The organism is Streptomyces sp. A0642 (genome assembly GCF_004795105.1).
GTDB lineage: Bacteria > Actinomycetota > Actinomycetes > Streptomycetales > Streptomycetaceae > Streptomyces.
This window is the reverse complement of the sequence record NZ_SSBL01000033.1, coordinates 37,562-57,554: the sequence shown is the minus strand read 5'-3', so window position 1 is coordinate 57,554 and position 19,993 is coordinate 37,562. Positions and strand designations below refer to the sequence as shown.

Here is a 19,993-nt window from a genome sequence, read left to right as displayed (position 1 = left end):
AGAGGCAGGGGCAGGTATGTCGATCCGTCACACGGAAAGCACGCAGCGAGTGGGGGACATGAAGAACTCGGACGTCCTGCCGGGCGGCGACCAGAGCGCTCTGCGCCATCTCAACACCAGCCGGGTCCTGCAACTGCTGTACGAAGGACCTCCGCTGACCACCAACGCCATCGCGCAGGTCACCGCACTCTCCCGCCCGACGGTGCGCGGCATCGTCACCGCTCTCGTGGCCGACGGCCGCCTCACCCTCGACGGCCAGGACGCCACGCGCACCGGGGGCCGGCCCGCCCAGCGCTACGCCTTCGACTTCGACGCCGGACGCCTCGCGGGCGTCCACATCGACTCCCACGACATCTCGGCACGGATCACCGATCTCGACGGAACCGTGCTGGCCGAAGGCCACCGCCGCACCCCCGCCGACCTCGACCCCGACGAACGCCTGAGGGAAGCGGCGGACCTGGTGCGTGAGCACCTTCTCGCGGACGGCCCGCCGTTGTGGGCGGCGGGCGTCGGCACGCCGGGGATCGTGGACGCGCGCGGGTCCGTACGGCTGAGCGTCGCCATCCCCCGGTGGTCGGGCCTCCACCTCGCCGGCCGGCTGAACGAACTGCTGCGCTGCCCGGTCGTGGCGATGAAGGACACCAACCTGGCGGTCCTGGCGGAACACCGCACCGGAGCCGCCCGCGGCACCCCGGACGTGCTGTACGTCCACCTGGACCACCGGCTCGGGGTGGGAATCCTGGTCGACGGCAAGCCGTTCACCGGGCGCACCGGGGCCGCGGGCGAGATCGGCCGGCATCCGGGCCTGGGCTGGGCGGACACCCCGGCCAAGCTCGTCGGCGGCTCCGACGCGGCCCAGTCGGACCCGGGCCGGACCGGTCACCTGATGTTCACCCGCGCCCGCCACGGGGACCCCGTCGCCCGGGCCACCGTCGACGCGTACGCGCGCGCCGTGGCGGACGGCATCGGCGCGATGGTCCTCGCCGTCGACCCGCAACTGATCGTGCTGGGAGGCGCGCTGGCCGGTGCCGGGCCGGCGGTCCTGGAGGCGGTGAGGGAACAGCTCACCGACATCTGCTACGAGGTTCCGCCCCTGACGCTCAGCGCGCTCAGCGCGGGCGCGGTGGCCGTGGGCGGAGTGGAGGCCGCCCGGGACCTGGTGCGCGGACGGCTGTTCGCAGCCGAGCAGGCGGCGGACTGAAGCTCACGCGCCTGTTGACAGCGGGCGGAACTGACGCCACATTACGCAGGAAAGTTTCTTTCGGAAGCCTCCGGCTGTGCCGCCTGCGTCGGCCGTGTCGTCCTGTCGCCACAGCGGCGGCCGTGGCCTCTGAACTCCGTCCCGAAGGAGCCACGTTGATCCACCGCCGCCTGCGCACCCCCCTGCTGGGAGTGCTGTCCACCGCACTCGGCGTCCTGGGAGCACTGACCGCCGCCCCCGCCGCCTCGGCCGCGGACTTTCCCGCCAATCCGACGGACAAGCCGGGCTACACTTTGGATTTCCAGGAGGAGTTCAGCGGCAGTTCCCTGAGCGCGGACAAGTGGCTGCCGTACTACCTCCCCCACTGGACGTCCGACCGCGAGAAGGCCCGAGCCCGGTACACCGTCGCGAACGGGGTGCTCACGGAGCGCGTCGACAAGGACACCCCGGCCTGGAACCCCGCCTACGACGGCACGGTGAAGATCTCCAGCATCCAGACGTACGACAAGGACTGGTGGCACCGGTTCAACTACGCGATGCCCAACGACCACCACGAGCCCGACTTCAACGGTTACTCCACCCAGTACGGCTACGTCGAGACCCGGGCCAAGCTCTCCGACGTCGGCGGCGGGGGCCACCAAGCCTTGTGGCTGGTGGGCACGGAGGACACGAGCAGTACGTCGGCCAACGCCGAGATCGACATGATCGAGACGTTCTTCAGCAAGCCGGACACCTGGCGGATCGCCGCGTACGGCTGGGGCGACCCGGACTTCCTCGGCTCGTGGGCCTTGCACGAGGACCCGGTGCCCACCGGCGAGCCCACCGAGGAGTACCACGTCTACGGGATGAACTGGACGCCCACCCGCCTCGACTTCTACTACGACAACCAGCTGTACAAGACCATCAACGATGCCCCCAACATGCCGATGGGCATGATCATGGGCATCTACACGGACGCCGGATCGGGCCAGCACAACGACGTCTGGCCCAAGTCCTGGAGCGTGGACTACCTGCGCGTGTGGAAGAAGGACGGCGGATACGGCGACAACGGGTACGAGCGGCTGAAGAACCGTCAGACCTCGCAGTACCTGCACATCGAGAACAAGACAGGGAAGGCCGAGTACGGCGCCCCGCCCGCCACCGCCTGGAGCTCCCAGTGGGCCCCGGAGACCACCCAGGCCGGCTACACCCGCTTCCGCAACCGCTGGACCGGCGACTACCTGACCTCCGGGTCCGACGGTTACGTCCACTACGGCACCGTGTCTTCCAACGCGCCCGCTGCCGACTGGACGCAGGAGTCCTATGCGGGCCACCTGCGCCTCAAGAACCGCGCGTCCGGCGGCTACGCGCACACCGAGGGCCTGACCGGGTACGTCGAGCAGGGCAATGTGCCGGCCGGCTACTGGACGAGCCAGTGGACGCCCGAGCCGGCGGCCTGAGTCACCGCTGCCACCCACGGCGCGCCCCGGCCACGGGGGCGCGCCACCCACCCAGGAGCCCCCGCCCATGCGCGCACGCCGCCTCGCCACCCGCTTCGTCCTGCCCGCACTCGCCGTGCTCTTCTTCAGCGGCTGCGATTTCGGGACATCAGCCGCGGACCCACCCGCCTCCCCCGCCGCACGGCAGGGGGGACCTCCCACCGGCCCGGAGAACCGCTCCCTGTGGACGCTCATCGGCGCCGACGGCGAGACCATCGAGACCCTGGCGGACGACGACCGCGACGTCAGCGCGATCCGCAGGACCGTCGTGCTGCACTCGGGCACGGTCGACGGCCGCAGCAGCGCGTCGGTCGCCGAGAGCGTGAAGAAGGAACTCACCTTCTACGGAACCGAGTTCAGAAAGTCCCTCGACGCCCAGAACTACGGCACGAAAGTGACCGCGTTCTTCCGGGACAACGCGCTCGCCACGCGACAGCGGAAGGTCGCCTGGTACCGGTCGACCGTCTACCGGGACCGCAGGACCGCCAAGGCCGAGATGGACACCGTCTTCGAGTTCACCGCGGGCGACCCCGCGTACCTCAAGAAGGGCGGCCTGGCGGTGGGCATCCCGTACACCGAGCACCGCACAGTGAACCTGGCCAAGAGGGACGGCACCTGGGTCATCACCGGCATCCGGCGGACGCCGCTGGAGCGCCCGGCGCCGAAGCCGGCCGCCCGGTAGGACGACGCCGCCGGTCCCGTACCGGGGCGCACCGCGTCCGGTGCCGGGGTCAGCTCTCCTCGGTGAGCTGCTCGTCCAGTTCGTCGAAGAGCAGTTCGCCGTGGTCGATGTGGCCCGTGCGGTAGGCGGAGCGGGCGACCAGGTGCGCGGCGACCGGGCCGGTCATCATCTGGAAGAAGCCGATCAGACCCAGCGTCGCGAGGTCCATGCCGCTGCGCAGCCGCAGCGCGACCCCGGCCAGCACCAGGAGCATGCCGAGGGACTGCGGCTTGGTCGCGGCGTGGCTGCGGGACAGGACGTCCGGGAGCCGCAGCATGCCGATCACGCCGAGCAGGCAGACGGCCGCGCCGATCAGCAGCACGACGGCGCCCGCCGTGTCCAGGATCTGGAGCCAGAGGCTCATCGCGCCTCCTTGTCGTCCCGCGGTCCGCCCGACGGCCGGTCGCGCACCGCGATGAAGCGCGCGATACCGACCGAGCCGGTGAATCCGAGGAAGGCCAGCACCAGCATGACCGGGAAGTAGAACGGGTCCCGCGCGAAGGCGGACTTGGCGCCGAGCCCGGCGATGATGAGCGCCGCGCAGACGTCCAGGGCGATCGCCCGGTCCAGCATGGAGGGGCCGCGCCGGATGCGGACCAGCAGGCATGCTCCGGCTACGACGATCAGCACGACGGCCGTGGTCAGCAGGACCCGGTCGACGGTCTCCGGCGCGCTCATGTGCTCTCCTTCTGGGGTCCCGGCCGCCCGCCGTCGGGCGCGGAGGGGGGCGGTTCGGCGACACGGTCGATCTCGTCGCGGGTGCCGAAGGCCCGGACGGTCAGCTCCTCCATGCGCCAGACGGACTGCCGGGCCGCGTCCAGCGCGGCGGGCCGGTCCGCGTCCAGGACGTGCAGGAAGAGGGTGGCGGTGGCGCGGCGCACCTCGACGATCGATCCGCCCGGCACGTTCGACACCGCGACGGCGGTCGCGGCGAGCATCAGGTCGGAGCGGCAGCGCAGAGGTACGGCGATGACGGCGGCCCGGTGCGGGTGTTCCTCGAAGATCTGCCGGGTGACCCGGACGCCGGAGGTGTACATGTCGTAGAGCAGATAGCCGGCCAGCCGCAGGATGCCCCAGGGGTGCAGCCGTAGCCCCAGATCGACCTTCGGCAGGGGAAAGGCCAGACAGACGGCGACCGCGAGCACGGCGCCGGTCAGCACGTTGGCCCAGTTCAGGCTGGACCAGAGCAGTACCCAGATGAGGGTGAGCCAGGCGAGCAGCGGGAGGTCGAGCACGCGCGCTCGGCGGCCGCCGAACTCGCAGCTGAACGGGGGTAGTTCCTTGTTGCGGCAGGAGAACGTGATCAGGGGTTTCACCGGCCGAGCACCGCCTCGGTGTAGGGGACGCGCGCGAGGAGTTCGGCGGCCGCGCGGTCGGTGTACGAGGTCAGCGGTCCGGCGAAGACGGTGAAGGCGAGGCCGAGCGTGACCGTCGCCGCGGTGGCCCAGGTCATGGGGTAGGGAAGTGTGGTCGTCGTCGTGACGGCATGGCCGTGGAGGGTGGCCGCGACCGCCCGGCCGGCCGGCTCGTGGCGGGGGCGTACCCCTTCGTCGCCGGTGCCGTGCATCCGGTCGGGGCCCGGGTCGCTGTCGTCGTCGCTGTCGTCGTCCGACTCCAGGACCGTGCCGTGCGCGGCCTGGCCGGGGGGTGCTGCCCGCCAGAACGCCAGGTTCCAGACCTTGGCCATCACGTAGAGCGTGAGCAGGCTGGTCACCGCGGATCCGGTGACCAGCACCCAGGCCCAGACGCTGCCGTCGGCGACACCGGCCCGCATCAGTCCGAGCTTGCCGATGAAGCCGGAGAGCGGCGGAATGCCCGCCAGGTTCATCGCAGGTACGAAGAAGAGGACGGCCAGCAGCGGAGCGGCGCGGGCGATGCCGCCGAGCCGGGTGAGTTCGGTGGTGCCGCCCCGCCGTTCGATCAGTCCGGCCACCAGGAACAGCGTGGTCTGGACGGTGATGTGGTGGACGACGTAGACGATGGCGCCGCTGTACGCCTGCCGGGTCGCGAGGCCGATCCCGAAGACCATGTAGCCGATGTGGCTGATGAGGGTGAAGGAGAGCAGTCTCTTGAGGTCGGTCTGGGCGACAGCTCCCAGGATGCCGACGGTCATCGAGGCGAGCGCCACGGCCAGCAGCAGGTCGCCGAGCCGGTTGCCGGGGAAGAGCAGGGTCTCGGTGCGCAGCATGCAGTAGACGCCGACCTTGGTGAGCAGTCCGGCGAACACGGCGGTGACGGGCGCCGGTGCGGTCGGGTAGGAGTCGGGGAGCCAGGCGGCGAGGGGGAAGACGGCGGCCTTGATGGCGAAGACGGTGAGCAGCGTCGCCTGGATCAGGGTCTGGACGCCCAGCGGGAGCGCGGCCAGACGGCCGGCGAGCTGGGCGAAGTTGGCGGTGCCGGTGGCCGCGTACGTCATGGCGATGGCGGTGAGGAAGAGCATCGAGGAGAACAGGGAGATGATCACGTACGTGGAGCCCGCCCGGATGCGGGGTCCGGTGCCGCCGAGGGTGAGCAGGACGAAGCTGGCGACCAGCATGATCTCGAAGCCGACGTACAGGTTGACGAGGTCGCCGGCGAGGAAGGTGCAGGAGACCCCGGCCACCAGGATCAGGTAGGCGGGGTGGAAGACGGCGACCGGTGTCTCCTCGTCCCGGTCGGCCATGCCCTGGCCCAGGGAGTAGACGAGGACGCAGAGGGTGACGGCCGAGGAGACGGTGAGCATCAGGCCCGAGAGCCGGTCGGCGACCAGGGTGATGCCGAGCGGCGGGGCGAAGTCGCCGAGGTGCACGGTGAGCGGGCCGTCCCTGTCGGCGGCGATCATCAGGGCGATCGAGAGCCCCAGTACGGCGGTGAGCACGGCGACGCTGATGAAGCGCTGGAACCGTTTGAGCCGGGTGCCGAAGGCGAGGCTCAGGCCGGTGGCGCTGAGCGGCAGCAGCACCGGCAGGGGGACGAGTGCGTTCACCCGGTGTCTCCTCGGTTCGCGTCGTCGGTGGCTTCGGGGTCGTTGGGGGCTTCGCCCGCGTCGGAGGTGTCGGGAGCCTGGCCGGCCCGTGCGTCCGCGTAGTCCTCCGGGTCCGCGCCCAGGACGTCGTGCCACAGGTCGCCGCTCGCGTCCCGGCCGCGGGCCTGGAGGGCGCGGTCGGCGCGGAGCCGGCCCCGGAGACGGCGGCGGTCCTCGCGGTAGCGGTGGCGTTCCTCGGGCGTGCGGCCGGACTCCGCCCGGTACTGTTCGCGCAGTTCGTCGCGCTCCCCCAGCACCTCGGCGCGCAGCGCGATGCGCCGGTCCTCGTCGTCGTCGTGCACCTCGTCGGTGCCGGTCAGCTGGTGGCTGCGGTAGGCCATGGCGAGGAGGAACGCGGTGGTGGCCAGGGTGATGACGATCGCGGTGAGGGCGATGGCCTGGGGCAGCGGGTCGGTGACCCGGCCCAGGTCGACGCCGTACAGCAAGGGCTCGCGGCCGGCCGATCCGGTGGCGGACAGGACGAGCAGGTTGATGCCGTTGCCCGCGATCACCGCGCCGAGCAGGATGCGGGTCAGGGGCCGGGTGAGCATGAGGATGCCGCCGACCGCGCACAGGACCGCGGCGGTGGCGAGGAGCGAGACGCTGACGGTCACGGGGTGGCGCCTCCCGTCTCGGGAGCGGGTCCCGCCGTGCTCCCGGCAGCCGCCGCCTGGACGGCCGCGGCCCGCTCGATCTGCCGGTCGACCTTGGCACCGAGGGCCCGGACGATGTCCAGCACGACGCCCAGGACCAGCAGATAGACCCCGCAGTCGAAGATCACCGGCGTGCCGATGTGGTAGTCGCCGATCAGCGGCAGGTGCCCGTGGTGGGTCCAGGCGTGCAGGACCGTTCCGTCGGTGAGGCCGAGCAGCGCCACTCCGGTGGACATGAACAGGCCGAGTCCGGTGAACAGTCCGGGTTGCAGGGGCGCGGCCTCGGCGAGTTCGAAGCGGCCGCCCGCCAGGTAGCGGGTGATCAGGGCGACCCCGGCGACCAGTCCGGCGACGAATCCGCCGCCGGGCATGTTCTCCGCGCAGAACAGGAGATACAGCGAGAGCACCAGGATCGGGTGGAACAGCAGCCGGGCCACCACCTCGAAGACGACGGAGCGGTGTTCGGGCGCCAGGGTGGCACCGGCCGCCAGCCAGCCTCGCTCGGGCCCCCCTTCGTCGCCCGGCGGCACCCCCGTCAGCGGCGGCGTGGTCACCGACCAGGCGGTGCGCCCCCGCTTCTCCAGGGGGGCCGCCGTTCCCTCGGCCCGGCGGTGGAGGTAGATGAGGCTCGTCACGCCGATCGCGGCCGCGGCGAGGACGGCGGACTCCCCCATGGTGTCCCAGGCCCGGAGGTCGACCAGGATGGTGGCCACCACGTCCTTGAGGCCGTGGTGCGCGGTCTCCTCGACCATGGCGGCGCCCGCCGGCTCCGCGGTGCGCGCGGCCGCCGCGACCCACACCACGACGCTCACGGTCGCCGCCGCGGCCAGGGCCACCGGGATGCGGACGGCCCGCCGCCAGGTGCTCCCCGACTCCTGGAAGTGCACCGGCATCCGCCGCAGCACCAGCACGAACACGACCATCGACACGGTCTCCACGCAGAACTGCGTGAGCGCCAGGTCGGGACCGCCCTGGATGACGAAGAGCAGCGCGGTTCCGTAGCCGGTGAGTCCGGCCAGCACCACCGCCTTCATGCGCCGGCTGACGGTCAGGCAGGACAGCGCGGCCGCGGAGGTCAGGACCGCGAGGGCGCCCTGCAGCGGTACGTCCCAGAGGCGCGGCGCCGCGGCCCCGCGCCAGGGCCGGTCGACGCCGAGCACGGTGAGCTGGCCGGCGAGCACCACGAGCAGGGTGGTGGCGAGGTAGACCGACAGGGAGCCGCGCTGGACGAATCCGGTGATCTGGAGGGAAAGCCGTTCCAGGCCCAGCAGCGACTGGTTGAAGACGCTGTCCGCGGTGGGCCAGGCGATCTTCCGGGAGAGCGGGGTGACCCCGCCGCGCAGGGCGAAGAGCACTGCACCGCCGGCCGTGGCGACGCACGAGAGGAGCAGGGCGGTGCCCCAGCCGTGCCAGAGCGCGAGGTGGAACGGGTGGGCGGGGGCGGGGAAGACGTCCGCGTACGCGCTCAGCAGCCGGTCCGTCCAGCCGACGCCGGGGCCCAGGACGAGCCCGCAGCCGGCCAGCAGGCCGGGCGCGGTGAGGAAGACCCAGCCGACCCGGTGGACGGGGGTGTCGGCGACGCCGGGCTTGCGCCAGAAGGCGCCCCAGACGAACCGGACGGTGTACGCGACGGTCAGCGTCGATCCCGCCACCGCGACGCCCAGCGCCCAGCGGTCGGCGGTGTCGCCGTGCAGCAGTGCCTCGAAGGCGGCCTCCTTCGCGGCGAAGCCGAGCAGCGGGGGCAGGGCGGCCATGGAGGCGGCGGCGGTCACGGCGACGGCGCAGACGTGCGGCAGCGACCGCCCGACGCCGGAGAGCCGGCGCAGGTCCCGGGTGCCGGCCGCGTGGTCGACGATGCCGGTGACGAGGAACAGCGGCGCCTTGAACAGGGCGTGGGCCAGGATCATGACCGCGGCGGCCAGTGCGGCGTCCCGGTTGCCCACGCCGGCGAGCAGGGTGAGGAAGCCGAGCTGGCTGACGGTTCCGTAGGCGAGGACGAGTTTCAGGTCGTTGAGCCGCAGGGCCCGCCAGCCGCCGAGGAGCATCGTCGCGCCGCCCAGGACCATCACGACGGGGCGCCACACGGGTACGTCGGCGAAGCCCGGGGCGAGCCGGGCGACCAGGTAGACGCCGGCCTTGACCATGGCCGCGGCGTGCAGGTACGCGCTGACGGGGGTGGGCGCCGCCATGGCGTTGGGGAGCCAGAGGCTGAACGGCCAGATCGCCGACTTCGACAGGGCCCCGCACAGGACGAGCACCACGGCCACGGAGACGGCGAGGCTCGCGTGCGGCGGGTCGGCGACGATCGCGGAGAGGCGGTAGGTGCCCGACGCCTGACCGATGATCAGGAAGCCGACCAGCATGGCGAGTCCGCCGAGGGTGGTGACGGTGAGCGCCTGGAGGGCGGAGCGGCGGCTGTGGCGCTGCTCGCTGTCGTATCCGATCAGCAGGTAGGAGAAGACGGTGGTCAGCTCCCAGAACACGTAGAGCGTGATCAGGTCGTCGCTGAGGACGAGGGCGAGCATGGCTCCGGCGAAGGCGAGCAGGTTCCCCGCGAATCCCGCCAGTTGCGGAGTGTCGTCGCTGAAGTACGAGGCGCAGTAGAGCAGGACGAGCGTGCCGACGCCCGCCGCGAGCAGCACCATGAGTTCCGCGAGGGCGTCCAGGCGCAGGGCGACGGAGACGTCGTACGCGGGGATCCACTTCCAGGACCAGGTGACCGAGGCGCCGGAGGCGGCCGTGTCCCACTGGGCGAACGCCCAGCAGGTGGTGGCGGCCGGGGGCAGCGCGAGAACCACGAAGGCGCGCGCGCCGAGCCGCCGCACCAGCGGACGTGCGCACGCGGCGAGGACGAAGTGGCAGATGACGAGCGCGGTCATGCGGCCGGTACGGATGGAGTCGCGACAGAACAGACAAGGAGCACTAAGTACAGATATATCGCCGCCCCCGCTTCACCCGTCCGGCGCGCCGTACGGAGGGTGATGCGCCGCCATCCGCCTGTCCCGTCACCCCCGACCCGCGGCTTCCGCTCCGTGCGGCCGAGGCCGTAACGTCACTTTCCGGACAACTTCGCGCGTTGATGATGGTTCTGTGAGTGATCAGTGATGCACATGTGAGCCCGCTTCCTTTTCATTTTTGCAGTGTGACTAATATCTATCTGTCGAAGTTTTCAACGGATTTGGCCAGTCGCGAGGCTGGCTCCCTCCTCAAGGAGCATGCCCTGCGCACGCGCGCGTCAAGGCGGAGCGGCTCGACCACCATGTCGCTGCGGACGGCCCTGCTCGTACTGGCCATCGTCCCCGGCGTAGCACTGGCCGCCCTCTGGGCCGTCACCAGTGGTCAGACTCTGCTCGACTTCCAGAGGCAAGCGGCCCAGGGGCAGTTGGCCCAGAAGGCCGGCCAGCCGTCCAACATCGTGTACTACAACCTGCAGGAGGAGCGGCGGCTGAGCGCCGAAGCTCTGGCCCGCCACGGAGGCGCCACCGACGCGCTGCGCAAGCAGCGCAAGCTCACCGACGAAGCGATCACCACCTTCCAGTCCCTCTCCGACGTCGCCACCGACGACGCCCCGGGCGAGGTCCGGGACGCGGTCGTGCAGGCGCGCTCGGCGATCACCCAACTCCCGGCTCAGCGCACGCTGGTGGACGAGGGCGACAACGATCAGCAGAAGGCCGTGTACCGCTACTACACGGACCTGATCGCCGTCGACCTGAAGCTCTTCACCGCGCTCAGCCATGTGGACAACGGCCAGATCACCACGCTCTCGCAGCCGCTGGTCGACCTGTTCTGGGCCAAGGAGATGATCTCGCGCACGGACGCCCTGCTCGCCCGCGGCTGGCCCCGGGGGAAGTTGAGCACGGAGGACCTCCAGCAGGTCCGACAGGCCGTTTCCGGCCAGTCCTTCCAGTACTCCGCCAAGGTCGTCCCCTACCTTCCGGCGGACGAGAAGGCCATGTGGGAGGAGATCTCCAGCAGTTCGGCGTGGAAGACCAAGACCCAGGTGGAGAACCAGGTCCTGCGGCCCGCCGAGGCCGACAAGGCCGGCTTCGTCACCCTCGGCGCCGAGGAGAAGACCTGGCGCGGCGCGATGGACGAGGTCACTCCGCAGCTGATGAAGCTGATGGAGGACCGCACCGACCTCGTCGTCGCGCACGGCAAGGACAGTGTCGTCTCGCTGCTGATCAGGGTCGTCCTCACCACCGTGGTCGGTCTGCTCGCCGTCATCGCGGTCATCTGGATCACCTGGCGCCTCACCCGCAATCTGCGCCGCCGGATCGGCCGGCTCCAGGAGCGGGCCGAGGAGCTGGAGAAGGCGCTGCCCGACGTCGTCGAGCGGCTCGGCAAGGGCGAACGCATCGACGTCGAGGCCGAGGCCCGTGCCATCGGGCAGGGCCGCGAGGAAGGCGGCAAGGCCGACGAGCTGACCCAGCTCGGCAACGCCCTCGACCTGGCCCGCACCAGCGCCCTCCAGGCGGCCGTCAAACAGGCCGACCAGCACCGCGGCTTCGAGCGGCTGCTGCAGCGCATCGCGCGCCGCACCCAGCAGTTGATCGGCCAGCAGCTGAAGAAGCTGGACGAGCTGGAGCGCAAGCACGAGGACCCCGAGGTGCTGGACGGTCTCTTCGACCTCGACCACCTCACCGCGCGCCTGCGCCGCTACGAGGAGAACCTGGTGATCCTCGCGGGCGGCTCCCCGCACCGGCGCTGGCGCAAGCCCGTACCGCTGCTGGACGTCATGCGCTCGGCCCAGGGCGAGGTGCAGGACTACCGGCGCGTGGTGCTGGACCTGGACGGCGCGCCGTGGCTCGCGGAGCGGGCCGTCGGCCCGGTCTCCCACGTGCTCGCGGAGCTGATCGAGAACGCCCTCACCTTCTCCAGGCCCCCCAGTCCCGTGGAGGTCAGGGCGGCCCGGGTCAGCCGGGGCCTGGCCATCGAGGTCGAGGACCGCGGGCTCGGCATGGACGAGGACCAGCTCGCCGAGGCCAACGAGCTGATGAACAGGCCGCCCCGGATGGACGTGCTGGCGCACTCCGACGACATCCGGCTCGGTCTGTACGTGATCGCGCGCCTCGCCGGCCAGCACGGCCTGCGGGTGGAGTTCCGGCAGTCGGCCTTCGGCGGCACCCGGGTCGTCGTGCTCGTCCCCGACGCGCTCACCGTCCCGGGTCCGCACTCCGGTCCGGTGGCCGTGCCGTCCCCCGAGGACTCGGGCGCCGCACCGGTCCCGGAGCCCGCGCCGACGCCCGACGCCGACGCGCTGCCCAGCCGCGGCCGCGGCCAGGCGCTCGCCGGGGTCACGGCGCTGCACGCCTCGGGCGCCCCGTTCGAGACCCCCGGTACGCCCTACACCGTGGCGGACGAACCCTTCCCCGACCGGGAGGAGCAGCCGCGGCCGGATTCCCTCGACCACCCGTTCGGCGATCCGGTGACTCCGTACACGCCGTACGCCGACAGCGCACCGGGCAGCACGTACGGCTCGGCCGCGCCCCCGTCCCCGTACGGCAGCACGGACCAGAACGCGTACGGCAGCCCAGGCGACACCGCGTACGGCGACGCCCGTCAGGACACGTACGCCGACGCCGAGCAGCCGTACATGAAGGCCGAGGGCCAGTACCCGGTACCGAACCAGCCCTACCAGACGTCCGAGGAGCCGTACATCACTCCGCACCCGTACCCGGGGCCGTACGCGGCGGGCGTCCCGGGCCGGACCGGCCTTCCGGTGCCCGGACCCCGGCAACCGGAGTCCGCCACCGGACACCTCGGCCGGCTGCCGGTGGCCGAACCCGACCATCCGGCGCCCCCGGCGGCGGGCACGACCGGCCGGGAGAGCGGGCCGGGACGGCCCGCGCTGCCGGCGGCGCCCGCCGCCGAACCACCGTTGCCGCGCCGGGTACGCCAGGCGAGCCTCGCGGACGAACTGCGGATCGACCCGGCCTCCGGGCCTGCCGCAGCCCAGCCGCCGAGCCGGTCGGCGACCCCGCCGTCCCGGCCGGCTCCGCGCCGCGCGGGCGCCGCCATCGGAGCCTTCCAGCGCCGGTCCCGCGCCGCCCGCGCGACCGACGAGCCGCCGACGCAGCCGGCCCCTTCCGCAAACCTCCCCACGAGAGAAGAACGGTCATGACACGGACAACCGCCACTCACCAGGACCTCGACTGGCTGCTCGACGGTCTCGTGGACTCGGTGGCCGAGACCCTGAACGCCGTCCTGCTGTCCGACGACGGCCTGGTGGTGAGCCACTCGCGCACGGTCGAACGGTCCGACGCCGAGCGGCTTGCCGCCATCTGCACCGGGCAGCAGAGCCTGGCCCGCGGCGTCGGCCAGCTCTTCAACGGCGGCGGCGTGCACCAGGTGATCGTCGAGCTGGCGGACCTGTGGCTCTTCATCATCTCCGCGGCCCAGGGCACGCACCTGGCCGTCGTCGCCTCCCAGGAGGTCGACGCCGAGATCATGTCGCTCGCCATGCACAACCTCGTCCAGCAGGTCGGCCAGAAGCTCAGCACTCCGGTGCGGGGCGAATTCAACGCCTTCGGCGGCGGGGACGGGCCGCACGCGTGACCCCGCACTGGGAGGACGAGGAGCCGTACGAGGACGGAGAGGACGGGGCGGGCACGATGGTGCGCCCGTACACCATCACCCGTGGCCGGACCGCTCCCGAGCGGGACGACTTCACCCTCATCACCGTGCTGACGACCGCGCACGACCCGCGGGAGGGGCACGGCGCGGCGGACCGCCCGGGCAGGCTCCAGCCGGAGCACCGGATGATCCTGGACCGCTGCCGGCGCCCCGCCGCTGTCGCCGAGGTCTCCGCGGACCTCAACCTCCCGGTCTCGGTGACCAAGATCCTGCTGGCGGACCTGGTCTCCCAGGGCCTGCTGCTCGCCCGCGCGCCCCTGTCGGTGGCCCGGGCGGCCGGTGGCGCCGACATGGGAATGCTGGCCGCCCTCCGCGACGGACTCGGGAGACTCTGAGCCAAGATGACCATCAGTCAGGCGGCCCCCGCCGCCGTGAAGATCCTCGTCGCCGGCGGCTTCGGCGTCGGCAAGACCACGCTCGTGGGCGCCGTCAGCGAGGTCGCGCCCCTGCGCACCGAGGAGTTCCTGACCAAGGCCAGCATCGGCGTCGACGACCTGGCCGGTGTCGGACAGAAGGACACCACCACCGTGGCCCTGGACTTCGGCCGGATCACGGTGAGCGAGGAGCTCGTCGTCTACCTGTTCGGCACCCCGGGCCAGGAGCGCTTCTGGTTCATGTGGAACGACCTGGTCAACGGGGCCCTGGGCGGCGTCGTGATCGCCGACACCCGGCGGCTGGAGACCAGCTTCGCCTCGATCGACTTCTTCGAGAGCCGGGACATCCCGTTCGTCGTGGCGATCAACTGTTTCCACGGCCACAACAGCCGCACCCCGGAAGAGATCAGGGCCGCTCTCGACCTCGACCCGCACGTCCCCCTGCTGGTCGGCGACGTACGCGAGCGGCCGTTCGGCCGTGACGTGCTGCTGGCCCTCGTGGACCACCTGATGAGCCTGCCCGTAGCGGCCGGCTGAGCGTCTCCCCCGACACCTCGCACGATTTCCGCACAGGAGAGAAACCGATATGGCAACACCTCTGCGCGTCCTGATCCACGGCGGCGGCATCGGCGGGCTGACGCTCGCCACCGCACTGGGCCGGCGCGGCCACACCGTCGAGGTCGCCGAACTCCGCGACGAGCTGGAGGCCCTGGGCGTCGGCATCATCCAGCCGTCCAACGCCCTGCACGTCATGCGGGAGATCGGCGTCCTCGACGACTGCCTCAAGGCGGGCTTCGAGTGGGAGGTCCTGACCATCGCGGACCCGGCCGGCAACGTCCTGGCCGAGATTCCGCAGCCCCGCATGGGCGACGCCCCGTCCAACAACGGCATCCCGCGCCCCGCGCTCGCCCAGGTGCTGGGCGCCGCGGCCACGGCGGCCGGGGCGACGATCCGCTTCGGCGTGACCATCACGGAACTCACCGACGGCGGCGAGGGCGTGGACGTCACCCTGTCCGACGGTTCGGCCGCGCGCTGGGACCTGGTCGTCGGCTTCGACGGCATCGGTTCGCCGCTGCGCACCCGGCTGTACGGCGACCGCTACGTCCCCGAGTACACCGGGTTCGCCAACTGGCGGGTCACCGTGCCCCGTCAGGAGCACGTCCGGGGCGTCGTGATGGGCACCGCGGGGCAGGCCGCCAAGGCGCTGCTGACCCCGATCACGGAGGAGCTGATGTACCTGGGCGCGGTGTTCGCCGAGCCCGAGGACTTCCGGCCCGACCCGGAGAAGGCGCACGAGCAGCTGAAGGAGCGCCTGCCGATGTTCTCCGGCCCGGTCGCCGAGGCGCTGGCCGCGGTCACCGGTCCGGAAGCGGTGGTGTACTCGCGGATCTCCCAGGTGACCGTCGAGGAGCCGTGGCACGTCGGCCGGGTGGTCCTGGCCGGTGACGCCGCGCACGCGAGCACTCCGCACATCGCGCAGGGCGCGGCGATGGCCGTGGAGGACGCGCTGGTGCTGGCCGAGTCGCTGGACGCCGAGGCGGACGTCGCGGCCGCGCTCGACGCCTGGGAAGCGCGCCGCCGCCCCCGCGCCATGTGGGTGCAGGCCATGTCGCGTGCCGTGCTGAAGCAGGAGACCGGCGGGGAGACGACGCCCGAGGAGGACGAGCTGCTGAAGGTCGGCATCCCCGGTGCGGCGCACGTGCTGGTTCAGCCGTACTGAGGCGCTGACCGCTCCGAACGCCCCGTGCGGCCCCGGTTCCCGGGCCGCACGGGGCGTTCGCGCCGTCAGGGCAGGACCGCCACGCCGTCGATCTCGACCAGTGCCTGCTCGTCCCAGAGCCGCACCGCCCCGATGACCGCGATCGCGGGGTAGTCGCGGCCCGCCAGCCGACGCCAGATCCGGCCCAGTTCGGGTGCGTTGGCCCGGTAGTCGGCGACATCGGTGGCGTAGACCGTGACCCGGGCCAGGTCGGCAGGGGAGCCGCCCGCCGCGCGCAGGGCGGTGAGAAGGTTGCCGAGGGCGGCGGCGAACTGTTCGGGCAGGGTGCTCCCGGTGATGTCGCCCCGTTGGTCGAGGGCGGTCTGCCCCGCGAGGAAGACCAGATGACTCCCGGTGGCGGTGACCGCGTGCGAGAAGCCCCGGGGCGGGGAGAGTTCGGCGGGGTTGACCCGGTGGAGGGGACTCATGCGGACGGCTCCCGGTTCGCGTACAGATCCTTGGCGATGATGGTGCGCTGGACCTCGCTGGCGCCCTCGTAGATACGGGGGGCGCGGACCTCGCGGTAGAGGTGTTCGAGCAGATGGCCGCGGCGCAGGGCGCGGGCGCCGTGCAGCTGGACGGCGGTGTCCACGACGAACTGGGCCGTCTCGGTGGCGTACAGCTTCGCCATCGCGGCCCGCCGGGGGACGCCCGGCTCCCCCGCGTCGTACGCCGCGGCCGCCGCGTACACCAGCAGCCGGGCGGCCTCCGTGCGGGTGGCCATCTCCGCGACCTGGTGGGAGACGGCCTGCAGGTCGCCCAGCGGTCCGCCGAACGCGCGGCGGGTGGCGGTGTGCTCCACGGTGGCCTCGAGCGCCGCGCCGGCCATGCCGAGGGCGAAGGCGCCGACGCTGGGGCGGAAGAGGTTGAGGGTGTTCATGGCCACCCGGAAGCCGCGGTCCGGTTCGCCGAGCACGTCGTCGTGGGTGACCGGGACGCCGTCGAAGGCGAGGGCGCCGATCGGGTGCGGGGAGAGCATGTCCAGCGGGGTGCCGGTCAGTCCCGGCCGGTCGGCCGGCACCAGGAACGCGGTGACACCGCGCGCCCCGGCGCCCCGCGTCGTCCGGGCGAAGACGGTGTAGAAGTCCGCTTCCGGGGCGTTGGAGATCCAGCACTTCTCACCGGTCAGCCGCCAGCCGTCCGGCGCGGGCCGGGCGTCGAGCGCGAGGGCGGCGGCGTCGGAGCCGGCCCCCGGCTCGCTGAGCGCGAAGGCGGCGACCGCGCGGCCCGCGCGGACCTCCGGGAGCCAGCGCGCCCGGTGGGCGGCGGTGCCCGCCTGCACGACCGGGTACGTGCCGAGGCCCTGGAGCGCCAGGGCGGTCTCGGCCTCCGTGCAGCCCCGGGCAAGCGATTCCCGCAGCAGGCAGAGGTCGAGAGCGCCGGAACCGAGCAGCCGGTCGAGCAGTCCCAGCTCCCCGAGCGCGGCGATCAGGGGGCGGTTGACGTGCCCCGGCTCACCCTTCTCCGCGAGCGGGCGGAGCCGCTCGCCGGCCAGGGTGCGCAGCTCCTCGCACCAGGCGGTCTGTGCCGGATCGAGCGAGAATGCCGTCATACCGGCGCCTCTCTGGTCGAAGTCCCGGGGCCGTCCCTCAGAGCCGGGATTTTATCGCGGACTGTTGACTGCCGTCACCCAAACGATACGCTCCAAGGGCGACAAGGGGGCGATCCTTCATGGACCCGAACACCTCAGCGCACATCGACAGCTTCGCCAGGGAACATCTGCCACCCGCCGACCAGTGGCCGGAACTGGTCTTCGACCTGCCCGAGCTGCACTATCCGGGCCGGCTCAACTGCGCCGCCGAGCTCCTGGACCGCACGGCGGAGCGCTTCGGCTCCGAACGGCCGGCCTTCCGTACGCCCGACGGCGGGGTGCTGAGTTACGGGGAGCTGCGGGACCTGGTGGACCGGATCGCCCATGTCCTCACCTCGGACCTGGGGCTCGTGCCCGGCAACCGGGTGCTGCTGCGCGGTCCCACCACGCCCCGCCTCGCCGCCTGCTGGCTGGCGGTGCTGAAGGCCGGGGGGATCGCCGTCACCGTACTGGCCCAGCAGCGGGCGGCCGAACTCGCCACGATCTGCTCGATCGCCCGGATCAGCCACGCGCTGTGCGATGTGCGGTCCGTCGACGACCTGGTGAAGGCGGAGGTGCCGGGGCTGCGGATCACGGCGTACGGGGGTGAGGCACCCGACGACCTGCTGCGGCTGGCCGAGGCCCGGTCCGGCCCGTACCGGGCGGTCGAGACCGCGGCGGACGACGTGGCGCTGATCGCGTTCACCTCGGGGACCACCGGCCGCCCCAAGGGCTGCATGCATCTGCACCGCGATGTGCTGGCCATCGCGGACACCTTCTCGCGGCACGTCCTGCGGCCGCTGCCCGACGACGTCTTCGCGGGCAGTCCGCCGCTCGGCTTCACCTTCGGACTCGGCGGTCTGGTCGTCTTCCCGCTGCGGGCCGGTGCGTCGGCGCTGCTGCTGGAACAGGCGGGCCCCAAGCAGTTACTGCCCGCCCTGGCAGCGCACCGGGTATCGGTGCTGTTCACCGCCCCGACGGCCTACCGGGTGATGCTCGACCAGCTCGACGGGCACGATCTCTCCGCGCTGCGCCGCTGCGTGTCGGCGGGTGAGAACCTGCCCGTCGCGACCTGGCACTCCTGGCAGGAGCGCACCGGTCTGCGGATCATCAACGGCATCGGCGCCACCGAGCTGCTGCACATCTTCGTCTCCGCCGCCGACGACGCGATCCGCCCCGGCACCACCGGCGTCCCCGTGCCCGGCTGGCAGGCCCGGGTGGTGGACCACGACGGCGCACCCGTGCCGGACGGCGAGCCGGGACTGCTCGCGGTGCGCGGGCCGGTCGGCTGCCGCTACCTCGCGGACGAGCGGCAGCGGGACTACGTACGGCACGGCTGGAACCTGACCGGCGACACCTACGTCCGCGACGCCGACGGCTACTTCCGCTACGTGGCCCGCGCCGACGACATGATCATCTCCTCCGGCTACAACATCGCGGGACCCGAGGTCGAGGAGGCCCTGCTGCGCCACCCCGAGGTGGCGGAGGCGGCGGTGGTGGGCCGTGCGGACGAGCTGCGCGGCCGGATCGTGGCGGCGTACGTGGTGCGCCGCGAGGGCTCCGCCCTGACGGCCGACGCGCTGCGCACGTTCATGCGCTCCGAACTGGCCCCGCACAAGTGCCCCCGCCTCATCACCTTCCTGCCCGCACTCCCCCGCACGGCGACCGGCAAACTGCAGCGGTTCCGCCTCCGGGAGGACGAAGGCGGTGCGGAATCCGGCGCCACGCACCGAGAATGATCAGATGATCGAACCGCACACCCCCCGCTCGTTGATCGTCACCCTCTACGGGGCGTACGGCCGCACCCCGGGCGACGCCCCGATGCCGGTGGCGGAACTCGTCCGGCTGCTGGGCGCCGTCGGCGTCGAGGCCCCCGCCGTGCGGTCCTCGGTCTCCCGGCTGAAGCGGCGCGGACTGCTCGTAGCGGCCCGGACCCCGGGCGGCGCGGCCGGGTACGCCCTCTCGGCCGACGCCCGCCAGCTGCTGGACGACGGGGACCGGCGGATCTACCGGCATCCGGACCCGCGCATCGGGGACGGCTGGGTGCTCGCCGTGTTCTCCGTACCGGAAGCCGAACGCCACAAGCGGCATCTGCTGCGTTCACGGCTCTCCGGGCTCGGCTTCGGCACGGCCGCACCCGGGGTGTGGATCGCGCCGGCCGCGCTGCACGAGGAGACGCGGCACACCCTCGAACGCCTCGGACTCGCCTCCTACGTCGAGCTGTTCCGGGGCGGTCATCTGGGTTTCTCGGCCACCGCGGCAGCGGTGGCCCGCTGGTGGGACCTGGACGCCCTGGCCCGGCTGCACGAGGGCTTCCTGGAACGGCACGAACCGGTCCTGCGGTCCTGGGAGGCACGCCCGGACGGCCCGCCGGCCCCGGAGACGGCGTACCGGGACTACCTGCTGGCGCTGGACTCCTGGCGGCAGGTGCCGTACGCGGATCCGGGGCTGCCGAGGGAGTTGCTTCCCTCCTCGTGGCCGGGGGGCAGGTCGGCCGAGGTGTTCGGGCTGCTGCACGAGCGGCTGCGGGACGCCGGGGCGGAGTTCGTGCACGGATAACCGCGTGCCCCGCGGCGGTCGCGCGCGGCAGAATGCGGGCG

Annotated in this window: 18 protein-coding genes; 10 read left to right on the top strand and 8 right to left on the bottom strand. The window is 72.2% G+C overall.

Translation table 11 applies throughout. The features are described from left to right. The first annotated feature begins 58 nt into the window (after window positions 1-58). The 3 genes from E6R60_RS32790 (at window position 59) to E6R60_RS32780 (ending at window position 3,361) form a co-directional block, all read left to right on the top strand. Complete coding sequence (locus E6R60_RS32790; protein ID WP_136330351.1) at window positions 59-1,201, top strand: ROK family transcriptional regulator; 1,143 nt, start codon at window positions 59-61, stop codon at window positions 1,199-1,201. A 155-nt stretch (window positions 1,202-1,356) separates the two neighbouring features. Beyond that, window positions 1,357-2,640, top strand: a complete 1,284-nt coding sequence (locus E6R60_RS32785; protein ID WP_206309573.1) for a glycoside hydrolase family 16 protein — start codon at window positions 1,357-1,359, stop codon at window positions 2,638-2,640. A 67-nt stretch (window positions 2,641-2,707) separates the two neighbouring features. After that, window positions 2,708-3,361 carry a hypothetical protein gene (locus tag E6R60_RS32780; RefSeq protein ID WP_136330350.1) on the top strand — a complete coding sequence of 218 codons (654 nt, stop codon included), beginning with the start codon at window positions 2,708-2,710 and terminating at the stop codon, window positions 3,359-3,361. Window positions 3,362-3,410: 49 nt separating this feature from the next. Here E6R60_RS32780 and mnhG read toward each other — a convergent pair whose 3' ends face one another. From mnhG to E6R60_RS32750, 6 genes are read right to left on the bottom strand one after another with little or no spacing between them, the layout of a single operon-like run. Then, window positions 3,411-3,764, bottom strand: coding sequence for a monovalent cation/H(+) antiporter subunit G (mnhG, locus tag E6R60_RS32775; protein WP_136330349.1), 354 nt, complete (start codon window positions 3,762-3,764; stop codon window positions 3,411-3,413). Further along, window positions 3,761-4,078 (bottom strand): monovalent cation/H+ antiporter complex subunit F, encoded by a 318-nt coding sequence (locus E6R60_RS32770; RefSeq protein WP_136330348.1) that lies wholly within the window; start codon window positions 4,076-4,078, stop codon window positions 3,761-3,763. The genes mnhG and E6R60_RS32770 overlap by 4 nt, the downstream gene beginning before the upstream one ends. Next, a complete protein-coding gene (locus tag E6R60_RS32765) occupies window positions 4,075-4,716 on the bottom strand; it encodes a Na+/H+ antiporter subunit E (RefSeq protein WP_136330347.1) in 642 nt (213 codons plus the stop codon). The genes E6R60_RS32770 and E6R60_RS32765 overlap by 4 nt, the downstream gene beginning before the upstream one ends. Next, window positions 4,713-6,365: a Na+/H+ antiporter subunit D gene (locus E6R60_RS32760; protein WP_136330346.1), complete on the bottom strand. Its 1,653-nt coding sequence runs from the start codon at window positions 6,363-6,365 to the stop codon at window positions 4,713-4,715. Before E6R60_RS32760 ends, E6R60_RS32765 begins: the two co-directional genes overlap by 4 nt. Further along, complete coding sequence (locus tag E6R60_RS32755) at window positions 6,362-7,018, bottom strand: Na(+)/H(+) antiporter subunit C (protein ID WP_136330345.1); 657 nt, start codon at window positions 7,016-7,018, stop codon at window positions 6,362-6,364. The genes E6R60_RS32760 and E6R60_RS32755 overlap by 4 nt, the downstream gene beginning before the upstream one ends. Then, on the bottom strand, window positions 7,015-9,936 hold the full coding sequence (locus tag E6R60_RS32750) for a Na+/H+ antiporter subunit A (protein ID WP_136330344.1): 2,922 nt from the start codon (window positions 9,934-9,936) through the stop codon (window positions 7,015-7,017). Before E6R60_RS32750 ends, E6R60_RS32755 begins: the two co-directional genes overlap by 4 nt. A gap of 380 nt (window positions 9,937-10,316) precedes the next feature. Here E6R60_RS32750 and E6R60_RS32745 point away from each other — a divergent pair, with 380 nt between their 5' ends. From E6R60_RS32745 to E6R60_RS32725, 5 genes are read left to right on the top strand one after another with little or no spacing between them, the layout of a single operon-like run. Then, window positions 10,317-13,178 carry a nitrate- and nitrite sensing domain-containing protein gene (locus E6R60_RS32745; RefSeq protein WP_136330343.1) on the top strand — a complete coding sequence of 954 codons (2,862 nt, stop codon included), beginning with the start codon at window positions 10,317-10,319 and terminating at the stop codon, window positions 13,176-13,178. Beyond that, on the top strand, window positions 13,175-13,612 hold the full coding sequence (locus E6R60_RS32740; RefSeq protein ID WP_136330342.1) for a roadblock/LC7 domain-containing protein: 438 nt from the start codon (window positions 13,175-13,177) through the stop codon (window positions 13,610-13,612). Before E6R60_RS32745 ends, E6R60_RS32740 begins: the two co-directional genes overlap by 4 nt. Before the next feature lie 56 nt (window positions 13,613-13,668). Further along, window positions 13,669-14,025 (top strand): DUF742 domain-containing protein, encoded by a 357-nt coding sequence (locus E6R60_RS32735; protein ID WP_136330362.1) that lies wholly within the window; start codon window positions 13,669-13,671, stop codon window positions 14,023-14,025. A 6-nt stretch (window positions 14,026-14,031) separates the two neighbouring features. Then, window positions 14,032-14,601 (top strand): ATP/GTP-binding protein, encoded by a 570-nt coding sequence (locus E6R60_RS32730; RefSeq protein WP_136330341.1) that lies wholly within the window; start codon window positions 14,032-14,034, stop codon window positions 14,599-14,601. Window positions 14,602-14,650: 49 nt separating this feature from the next. Then, on the top strand, window positions 14,651-15,784 hold the full coding sequence (locus E6R60_RS32725; RefSeq protein WP_136330340.1) for an FAD-dependent monooxygenase: 1,134 nt from the start codon (window positions 14,651-14,653) through the stop codon (window positions 15,782-15,784). A 65-nt stretch (window positions 15,785-15,849) separates the two neighbouring features. Here E6R60_RS32725 and E6R60_RS32720 read toward each other — a convergent pair whose 3' ends face one another. Both E6R60_RS32720 and E6R60_RS32715 read right to left on the bottom strand, forming a co-directional pair. Continuing rightward, window positions 15,850-16,251 (bottom strand): RidA family protein, encoded by a 402-nt coding sequence (locus tag E6R60_RS32720; protein ID WP_136330339.1) that lies wholly within the window; start codon window positions 16,249-16,251, stop codon window positions 15,850-15,852. After that, window positions 16,248-17,375, bottom strand: a complete 1,128-nt coding sequence (locus E6R60_RS32715; protein ID WP_136330338.1) for an acyl-CoA dehydrogenase family protein — start codon at window positions 17,373-17,375, stop codon at window positions 16,248-16,250. Before E6R60_RS32715 ends, E6R60_RS32720 begins: the two co-directional genes overlap by 4 nt. A 119-nt stretch (window positions 17,376-17,494) precedes the next feature. On the opposite strand from E6R60_RS32715, the gene E6R60_RS32710 reads away from it, so the two are divergent. Both E6R60_RS32710 and E6R60_RS32705 read left to right on the top strand, forming a co-directional pair. Then, complete coding sequence (locus E6R60_RS32710) at window positions 17,495-19,132, top strand: AMP-binding protein (protein ID WP_136330337.1); 1,638 nt, start codon at window positions 17,495-17,497, stop codon at window positions 19,130-19,132. A 4-nt stretch (window positions 19,133-19,136) separates the two neighbouring features. Then, window positions 19,137-19,952, top strand: coding sequence for a PaaX family transcriptional regulator C-terminal domain-containing protein (locus tag E6R60_RS32705; protein ID WP_136330336.1), 816 nt, complete (start codon window positions 19,137-19,139; stop codon window positions 19,950-19,952). Window positions 19,953-19,993: the final 41 nt, after the last annotated feature.

Bases quoted from the DNA above. Each gene is read 5' to 3' on its own strand.
- E6R60_RS32735 (WP_136330362.1), top strand. From the start codon at position 13,669: ATGGTGCGCCCGTACACCATCACCCGTGGCCGGACCGCTCCCGAGCGG.
- E6R60_RS32710 (WP_136330337.1), top strand. From the start codon at position 17,495: ATGGACCCGAACACCTCAGCGCACATCGACAGCTTCGCCAGGGAACAT.
- E6R60_RS32705 (WP_136330336.1), top strand. From the start codon at position 19,137: ATGATCGAACCGCACACCCCCCGCTCGTTGATCGTCACCCTCTACGGG.
- E6R60_RS32745 (WP_136330343.1), top strand. From the start codon at position 10,317: ATGTCGCTGCGGACGGCCCTGCTCGTACTGGCCATCGTCCCCGGCGTA.
- E6R60_RS32740 (WP_136330342.1), top strand. From the start codon at position 13,175: ATGACACGGACAACCGCCACTCACCAGGACCTCGACTGGCTGCTCGAC.
- E6R60_RS32770 (WP_136330348.1), bottom strand. From the start codon at position 4,078: ATGAGCGCGCCGGAGACCGTCGACCGGGTCCTGCTGACCACGGCCGTC.
- mnhG (WP_136330349.1), bottom strand. From the start codon at position 3,764: ATGAGCCTCTGGCTCCAGATCCTGGACACGGCGGGCGCCGTCGTGCTG.
- E6R60_RS32725 (WP_136330340.1), top strand. From the start codon at position 14,651: ATGGCAACACCTCTGCGCGTCCTGATCCACGGCGGCGGCATCGGCGGG.
- E6R60_RS32750 (WP_136330344.1), bottom strand. From the start codon at position 9,936: ATGACCGCGCTCGTCATCTGCCACTTCGTCCTCGCCGCGTGCGCACGT.
- E6R60_RS32715 (WP_136330338.1), bottom strand. From the start codon at position 17,375: ATGACGGCATTCTCGCTCGATCCGGCACAGACCGCCTGGTGCGAGGAG.
- E6R60_RS32780 (WP_136330350.1), top strand. From the start codon at position 2,708: ATGCGCGCACGCCGCCTCGCCACCCGCTTCGTCCTGCCCGCACTCGCC.
- E6R60_RS32790 (WP_136330351.1), top strand. From the start codon at position 59: ATGAAGAACTCGGACGTCCTGCCGGGCGGCGACCAGAGCGCTCTGCGC.
- E6R60_RS32720 (WP_136330339.1), bottom strand. From the start codon at position 16,251: ATGAGTCCCCTCCACCGGGTCAACCCCGCCGAACTCTCCCCGCCCCGG.
- E6R60_RS32730 (WP_136330341.1), top strand. From the start codon at position 14,032: ATGACCATCAGTCAGGCGGCCCCCGCCGCCGTGAAGATCCTCGTCGCC.